Source organism: Streptomyces sp. NPDC001156 (assembly GCF_053598275.1).
The window spans coordinates 1-7243 of record NZ_JBSFJX010000313.1 but is presented as its reverse complement, the minus strand read 5'-3'; the positions used below and the strand labels follow the sequence as shown (position 1 = coordinate 7243).

10 protein-coding genes are annotated in these 7243 nt (G+C 65.8%); 8 read left to right on the top strand and 2 right to left on the bottom strand.

What is annotated here, in order from left to right; translation table 11 throughout:
- Both ACWDA7_RS48745 and ACWDA7_RS48740 read right to left on the bottom strand, forming a co-directional pair.
- Positions 1-539 (bottom strand): TetR/AcrR family transcriptional regulator (locus ACWDA7_RS48745; protein WP_450614136.1); only part of this gene is annotated, 539 nt, incomplete at its 3' end.
- A gap of 23 nt (positions 540-562) precedes the next feature.
- Positions 563-1006: a Rid family hydrolase gene (locus ACWDA7_RS48740; RefSeq protein WP_450614134.1), complete on the bottom strand. Its 444-nt coding sequence runs from the start codon at positions 1004-1006 to the stop codon at positions 563-565.
- Between the two features lie 506 nt (positions 1007-1512).
- Between ACWDA7_RS48740 and ACWDA7_RS48735 the strand changes: the two genes are divergently transcribed.
- From ACWDA7_RS48735 to ACWDA7_RS48700, 8 genes are all read left to right on the top strand, one after another.
- On the top strand, positions 1513-2061 hold the full coding sequence (locus ACWDA7_RS48735; protein ID WP_450614132.1) for a carboxymuconolactone decarboxylase family protein: 549 nt from the start codon (positions 1513-1515) through the stop codon (positions 2059-2061).
- 111 nt (positions 2062-2172) lie between these two features.
- Complete coding sequence (locus ACWDA7_RS48730; RefSeq protein WP_450614130.1) at positions 2173-2967, top strand: isocitrate lyase/PEP mutase family protein; 795 nt, start codon at positions 2173-2175, stop codon at positions 2965-2967.
- A 59-nt stretch (positions 2968-3026) separates the two neighbouring features.
- Positions 3027-3674: a nitroreductase family protein gene (locus tag ACWDA7_RS48725; protein ID WP_450614128.1), complete on the top strand. Its 648-nt coding sequence runs from the start codon at positions 3027-3029 to the stop codon at positions 3672-3674.
- Between the two features lie 54 nt (positions 3675-3728).
- A complete protein-coding gene (locus tag ACWDA7_RS48720; RefSeq protein ID WP_450614126.1) occupies positions 3729-4646 on the top strand; it encodes an NADP-dependent oxidoreductase in 918 nt (305 codons plus the stop codon).
- Between the two features lie 115 nt (positions 4647-4761).
- Positions 4762-5163: an MmcQ/YjbR family DNA-binding protein gene (locus tag ACWDA7_RS48715; RefSeq protein ID WP_450614124.1), complete on the top strand. Its 402-nt coding sequence runs from the start codon at positions 4762-4764 to the stop codon at positions 5161-5163.
- Between the two features lie 8 nt (positions 5164-5171).
- Complete coding sequence (locus tag ACWDA7_RS48710; protein WP_450614137.1) at positions 5172-5483, top strand: MmcQ/YjbR family DNA-binding protein; 312 nt, start codon at positions 5172-5174, stop codon at positions 5481-5483.
- A 317-nt stretch (positions 5484-5800) separates the two neighbouring features.
- Positions 5801-6418, top strand: a complete 618-nt coding sequence (locus tag ACWDA7_RS48705; RefSeq protein WP_450614122.1) for a hypothetical protein — start codon at positions 5801-5803, stop codon at positions 6416-6418.
- A gap of 484 nt (positions 6419-6902) precedes the next feature.
- On the top strand, positions 6903-7243 hold a 341-nt coding region (locus tag ACWDA7_RS48700), incomplete at its 3' end, for a zinc ribbon domain-containing protein (protein ID WP_450614120.1).

Here is a 7243-nt window from a genome sequence, read left to right as displayed (position 1 = left end):
CCGGCCGTCTCCAGCAGCAGCGATGCGATGGCCTGTGGTCGGAGGCCCATGATGAAGATCGCGAGCGGGTTGTCGGGATCCGCCTGGACGCGGAGCCGGGTCAGCGTTTCGACGAGCATCCGCCGCCAGGCATCGATTGATGCGTTGAGCGCTTGGCGGGACTGCTCATCGTTGTCGGACAGCTCAATCGACATCGCGCCCAGCGCGCACCCGTACGAGCCGTCCTGCAGTGAGTTGGCCTGTACCAGGGCGTCACGCCAGCGGCGCAGACCGGTGAGGGTCTTCACGCCGCGCAGGCGCTGTTCCTCGCGGGCGAGGACGAACTTCGACTGCACGTCGATCACGGCGTGGATCAGCGCGAGTTTGTCCTCGAAGTGGTTGTACAACTGGGACTTACTGGTGCCGCTGGCCAGCCGGACGTCGTCGAGGGTGGTGGTGTTGACGCCCTTGACATAGAACAGCTTGGCTGCCGAATCAACGATCCGTGAACGGGTTTCCAGGCCGCGTGGCGTGCGGCGTGTACCGCTGGTTCCGGGCACGGTGTCTCCCTCGGGCATGTTACTCACTGGCGCTGCTTGGCCGCGGAGTGCGTCACAACCGCGGTGACCTCGATCTCCAGGCGGAGACTGGGCCGGAGCAGTTGTGGCACCACTGCGAGCATATGGACCGGTCGGTGAGAGATGACGTCCTTGCGAACCTTCAGGCAGGCGTCGATGTCGTCGGGGTCTGTGAGCCAGGACCGGACCCGAACGATGTCGCTCAGTTCGGCGCCCGCGCACCGCAGCGCCTCGCACACGTTGTCCGAGGCTTGCCGGGCCTCCTCGGCGAAATCTTCCGGTCGGGTTCGGTCCGGCCGCACTTCCGGGGTAGCGGACAGGGCGACGTGCGTGGCGCTGGTCGGGATCGCGACCGCATCGGAGTAGCTGCCGATGCGGCGCGACACCGTGGCGTCGATGGACTGTGTTGGGGCGGGCATATCAGCGAAAACGCTCTCGTAGACGGACACGAGGTGAAGGCGCAGGCAGATCCGAGACATCTTGCGTTCGTTTCAGTCCGGCCTCACCTAAGCTTGGACTAAATAGTCCACTTAAGCGAATCGATCAGGCCCGAGCTGGTCTGGCTCGAGGCGGCTTGAGCGGGCTCGTTCCGACCGCAAGAATGGCTCACGGCACAGCCTTTATAGAGCTCTGAACTGCAGATTTACTGCTCCGATGCGACATTGACCCGCTTGCATCCAGCGCGGCCGATTCGGCCCGCCTGGGGGAGGGGTTGCGTAGCAGACTTTGGTCTGTATAGTCCTTCCTGTGCGGTGTCCCGGCGCGAAGACATCCGGAACTCGGCGCCGACGGAGTCACCCCTCGCAATGCAGGTCACCAGGCGCCCGGCGCAACCGACGCCACCGGCCAGGTTGCGGTCAGCGCAGGTAAGGCCTGCGGCGGAGCTCTGAAGCACTTCGAGCCCGACTTGGGCTCGACAACGACTACTCACACCCCGACCGGAGGCCGATTCGCTGTGTCACGACTGAACGTTCCCCCTCGAGACGACGTCCCGGACGGGGCGGAGGGCATCCTCGACAACGTCGGCGCACAGTTCGGCTTCGTCCCGAACATGTTCGCGACTCTCGCGTCGAACCCGACCGTCCTTGACGTCGTCATGACACTGCAGGGCACCTTGAGCCGGGTTCTGGACGCGAAGACGCGGCACACCATCGCGCTCGCCGTGTCGCAAGCCAGCGGTTGCGATTACTGCCTGGCGATGCACACGTACGTATCGTCCGAACTCGGGGGCATGTCGAGCGATGACATCGACTTGGCCCGGGCCGGGAGCTCGGTCGATCCCAAGCGCGCCGCGGTCGCTCGTTTCGCCCAGCAGGTGGTGGAGAGCCGCGGTCAGGTGAGCGACGCCGACCTGGCGGCTGTGCGAGGTGCCGGGTACACCGACCCGCAGATCCTGGCAATCGTCACGGTGACGGTGCAGATCCTGCTGACCAACTTCATCAACAACGTCAACCAGACCGACATCGACATCCCCGCCGTCAACTCGGTCGGTACACCGGAATGAGCGTCGGCGCCCTCGTCGAGGCGGCGTACCCAGCCGCTCGATCCGCCACCGCCCGCAACGATCACTCGGGAAAGGTTCGGTATGCCGGGCTCCGAACTCTATGAGAGATTCATGGCGTTGCACACCCGTGACGGCGGGTTCGTTATGCCGAACGCATGGGATGGCCTCTCGGCGCTGATGCTGGCCGATGCCGGCTTCGAGGCGATCGCGACATCGTCGGCGGCGCTCGCCGCCACGCTCGGCCGGTCCGACGGGCGTCACGAAGTTACCCGCGACGAGCACCTCGAACATGCACGGCTGTTCGGCCGCCTCACCGGGCTGCCCGTCAACGGAGACTTCGAGGACGGCTACGGCGACACGCCTGAAGACGTCGCCGCGACCGTGGAGGCCGCCGTGGCGTCTGGCCTGGCCGGTATCGGGGTCGAAGACACCTCGGGCAATCCCGATCAACCGATCCGCGACTTCGACGATGCTGTCAACCGCATGCGTAGTGCCGTCGACGCGGCCAAGGGGCGCATCGTCGTCACCGGTCGCACCGACAACTTCATCCAGGGGCGGCCCGATCTCGACGACACCATCCGGCGTCTGACGGCCTTCGCCGAGGTCGGCGCGGATGTGCTCTACGCCCCTTACCCACCCGACCTCGACGCCCTCGTCGCGATCGTCACCGCCGTCGCGCCGACACCGGTCAACGTCCTCATCTCGCCGGCGGACAAGGTGCTGACCGTCGCTGAACTACAGAAGGCCGGGGTCAAGCGCATCAGCGTGGGTCCAGCGCTCTACACCCACGCAATGGAGGCACTCCAACAGGCCACCAAGGCTCTCGTCGCGGGTGACCTCACCGCCGCGACGACAGGAATCAGCTTCGAGCGCATCAGCGAACTACTTGCCCGCGGCACGAACTAGTCCAAACTCTACGAACCACCGCTCCTCACCCACTCATCGCAAGAAGAAGGCGGATTGACATGAATCTCGACAAGCTCATGAACAAGCACCTCACCAGGTATTTCGACCCCGGCAAGACCATTCCGGAGGAAACCCTTCAGCAGCTGCTGAGGTTCCTGCGCTCCACGCCGTCATCGGTGAACGTACAGCCCAACCACTTCTACGTCCTCGCCACGCCCGAAGGCAAAGAACAGCTCGCCAACAACCTGGGCGAACGATTCCAGGACAACGCCGAGAAGATCCTGAACGCGTCGCACACCATCATCCTCACCACCCGGGCAGATCTGCCTGGCAGCCACCTCGAGGCGGTGTTCACGAAGGAGAGGGCCGACGGCCGGTTCCCCGACCCGGCAAAGCAGGAGCTGTGGGAATCAATGACCCGAGACTTCCTCAACCTGCGCAACTACGGCTACAAGGACCTGAACCACTGGATGGAGAAGCAGACCTACATGGCGGTGGGCCTGACCATGATGGCGGCCGCCGAGCTCGGCGTCGAGGCGACGCCGCTGGAGGGGTTCGACCCGACCAGTGTCGACAAGGCCTTCAAGATCCGCGAGAGCGGACACAGCACAACAGTGCTGCTGGCCCTCGGCTACCCCGACCCCGCGAAGGTGTACACCACCCCGATCTCGCGCTTCGACGCCGACCAGCTCTTCACCTTCATCTAAAAACCCACCCGGAAACTAAAACCCACAACACATACGAGGAAGGGGACGATCTCAATGAAAGCCATTGTGGTAACCGACCAGGCCGCGGGAACGGCCGGGATGACGCTGACGGAGCGGCCTGAGCCGCTCGCAGCGATCAACGATGTCATCGTTCAGATTCACGCATCAGGCTTCGTCCCGACTGAGATGGAGTGGCCATCGACCTGGGCCGATCGCGCCGGCCGTGACAAGACACCGTCGATCCCCGGCCACGAGCTGGCCGGAGTGGTCACCGCCCTCGGCTACGGCACGACGGGGCTGTCGGTCGGGCAGCGGGTGTTCGGCCTCGCCGACTGGCACCGCGACGGCACCCTCGCGGAGTACGTGGCGATCGAAGCACGCAACCTCGCACCGCTGCCCGGCGACGTCGACTTCACGGTAGGCGCGTCCCTGCCGATCTCAGGGCTGACCGCGTGGCAGGGGCTGTTCCAGCACGGCCGCCTTCAGGCCGGCCAGACCGTCCTCGCCCATGGCGCGGCCGGGGCGGTCGGGACGATGGTGACCCAGCTCGCACGTGAGGCCGGCGCTTACGTCATCGGCACCGGACGCGCCGCCGACCGCGAGAAGGCACTCGACTTCGGCGCTCATGAGTTCGTCGACCTCGAGAACGACGCGCTGAAAGACGTCGGGGGCGTCGATCTGGTCTTCGATGTCGTCGGTGGCGACGTTCAAAAGCGGTCCGCTGCCCTGATCAAGGCCGGAGGAACGCTGGTGTCCGTCGTCGGCCCGGTTGAGGCGCGGCCCGCTGACGGCCTGGCGGTGGACTTCGTTGTCGAGGCCGATCGCGCCGAACTGGGTGAGATCGTGCAGCGGGTGCGGGACGGACGGCTGCGGACAAACATCGGTGACGTCGCGAGCCTCGATGATGCCATTGGCGCCCTCAACCCGACCACGCGACGCAGCGGGAAGACAGTCATCCGCGTACGCCCGTAGGCAGTGGACGGCCACAGTCCGACTGGCAGGTCATGGGCCTGATCTACGCCATGGTCAATCGGTCACCGACCGGCGCACGTGCCCGAACTGCCACACACACCAGGCACTCGGATCGATGGAGGAGTTGATCACCTTGGACGGACAGGAGCTGCAGAAGATCGCGGGCGACTGCACTGTGGAACTGCCCGGCACCGACCTGGAGCATCGTTTCGACCCCGACTGGGAGCTCTACAAGGTGCACGGCAAGGTCTTCATGCTCATGACCGACATGCCGGGGCGCCCCGTCGTGATCCTGAAAGCTGATCCGGACGACGCCGCAGCCCTGCGTGGGCAGTACGCGGACATCACCCCCGGCTATCACATGAACAAGAGGCACTGGATCACGATGGAAGGCGGGGGCACCATCGACGAGAAGCTAGTGAAGGAGCTCGTGATCGACTCCTACCGTCTCGTGGTCGGCGGGCTTCCCAAGTCCAAGCAGCCCGTGGATCCACACCCCCACGGCCGCCGCGCCTGACCTTCGTGATGTCCAACAGCGGCGAGAAGTTCCAGGACGGAGCTCGCGACACGGCACTGGCGCTGGGCGGGGTCAGCCACGGGCGTCCGTTCACTGAGAAGCTGGACGTCTACAAGGTGGCGGGCAAGGTCTTCCTGATCGTCACGGATGACCCGGACGAACGCATCGTCACCCTCAAGGCAGAACCGGAGTACGGGCGGCTGCTGCAACACGAACACCCATCAATCACCCCGGGCCTACCAACCAAACCTTCGTTACTCAGCACTTGGCGGAGTAGTCACCCCGGGGTGGAGCGCCCTGGTCGCCACGCTTCCCGATAGGCCGATCACCCTCGCCATCGACAGACCTGCCGCCCTGGATTGGTCTGCGGCCGTCAAGTTGCTGAACTCGGCGCTGGAGGCGCGCGGGCCCGCCGCCTCGGCAACCGATCTCCGGGCCCACCTCGCCCCCTGGCCGCGGATCCTCGAGCGCACAGGGTCCAGCGAGCTCGCCGACGACCCGGACTTCGACCGGCTCGCCGAAGGCACCCTTGTCGACCTCTTCGACGAGCTGCCTGTGCCGGAACATACGTCCGACGCAGTGGCACTCGTTTTCGTGGCCCGGCGCCGCCCTGGCCCCCCACGACGTGCTCTGGTACATGGACACACCCAAGCGGTGCGCGGAGGCTGCGGTCGCCGCTGGAACCGCGCGCAACCTCGGCCAAGGCGAGGACGACGGCCTTCCCACGACCAAGCGACTGTTCTACATGGACTGGCCATCGCTCGACCGGCAGGGTGACTCCTTGGCCAACCGCATCGACTGCTGGATCGACCGTCAGGACCTCGCTACACCCGCGGGACTGTCCGGATCAGTGCTTCGCCGGACCCTGCGGAACCTGGCGGCCCAGCCGGTCCGTACCCGGCCCACCTTCAACACCACGTCCTGGGGCGGCCGCTGGGCCCAGGAGAAGTTTGGTCTCAACCAGGATGCCCCGAATACCGCTCTCGGCTACGAGCTGATCGCACCCGAGAGCGGTGTGCTGATCGGTGAGGCGGAAGCGGCCGTCGAGGTGCCCCTCCAGATGCTGGTTGCGCTCTCCCCGCGTGGACTACTTGGTGCCCGCGTGCACGAGGTCTCACGCACTTCCTTCCCAGTGCGGTTCGACTACCTCGACACAGTGGGCGGCGGCAACTTGTCCATACACTGCCACCCTGGTTCGGACTACATGCGCGGGTCTTCGGCTGGCCGTACACCCAGCACGAGACCTACTACGTGATGGTCGGCGGCGAGGAGAACAAGGTCTATCTCGGGCTGTGCGGGGATGCAGACCTCGAGGCCTTTCGTTGCGTTGCCCACGAGGCGCACCATCACGAGACGCCCTTCGACATCGAGTCCCACGTCCAGACCTTCCCCGCTGAGCCCCACCAGCTCTTCGTCATCCCTGCCGGCACGCCCCACGGCAGTGGCGAGGGCAACGTGGTCCTGGAGGTGAGCGCGACGCCGTACTCGTATTCGCCGCGCCTTCACGACAGGCTGCGCCGTGACGTCGAGGGGAGGCAGCGCCCGATCCACCTCGGGCACGCCTTCGACAACCTCGCCCCCGACTGTACCGGGGATGCTGTCAGGCGCGACCTCGTCCAGTCGCCTCGGCCACTGCGCAAGGGCGACCAACGCGCCCGGCGTATGGCCGAACGTACCGTTGCCGGACACTGCGCTAACCTCGTCGTCGAGGACTGCGACATCCGCACCTGGTACAGCGGGTGTGGGGCAAAGCCCTCCAAGTCACCACACCCGGCCGACTCGTCACCGCCCTCGGCCGGGAATGCGAGAAGACCGGCGGTCGGGTGCTGCGGGCTTCCACCTTCGCCACGAAGTTGTCCCCGACCTGCTTCTGTGGAGAGCGTGTCGCCAAAACCCTCTCCGACCGCATCCACGCCTGCACCTCGTGTGGGCTGGTCGGTGACCGGGACATGGCCTCCGCAGCCCTGGACGCCCACGTCCGGCTCCATGATCCGGACGATCCAAGCACTGCGCGCCTGGACGACGTCCAGGCGCGCCACACAGAGATCCTTTTCCCTGAAGGGCTGCGAGAGGCCCGGTC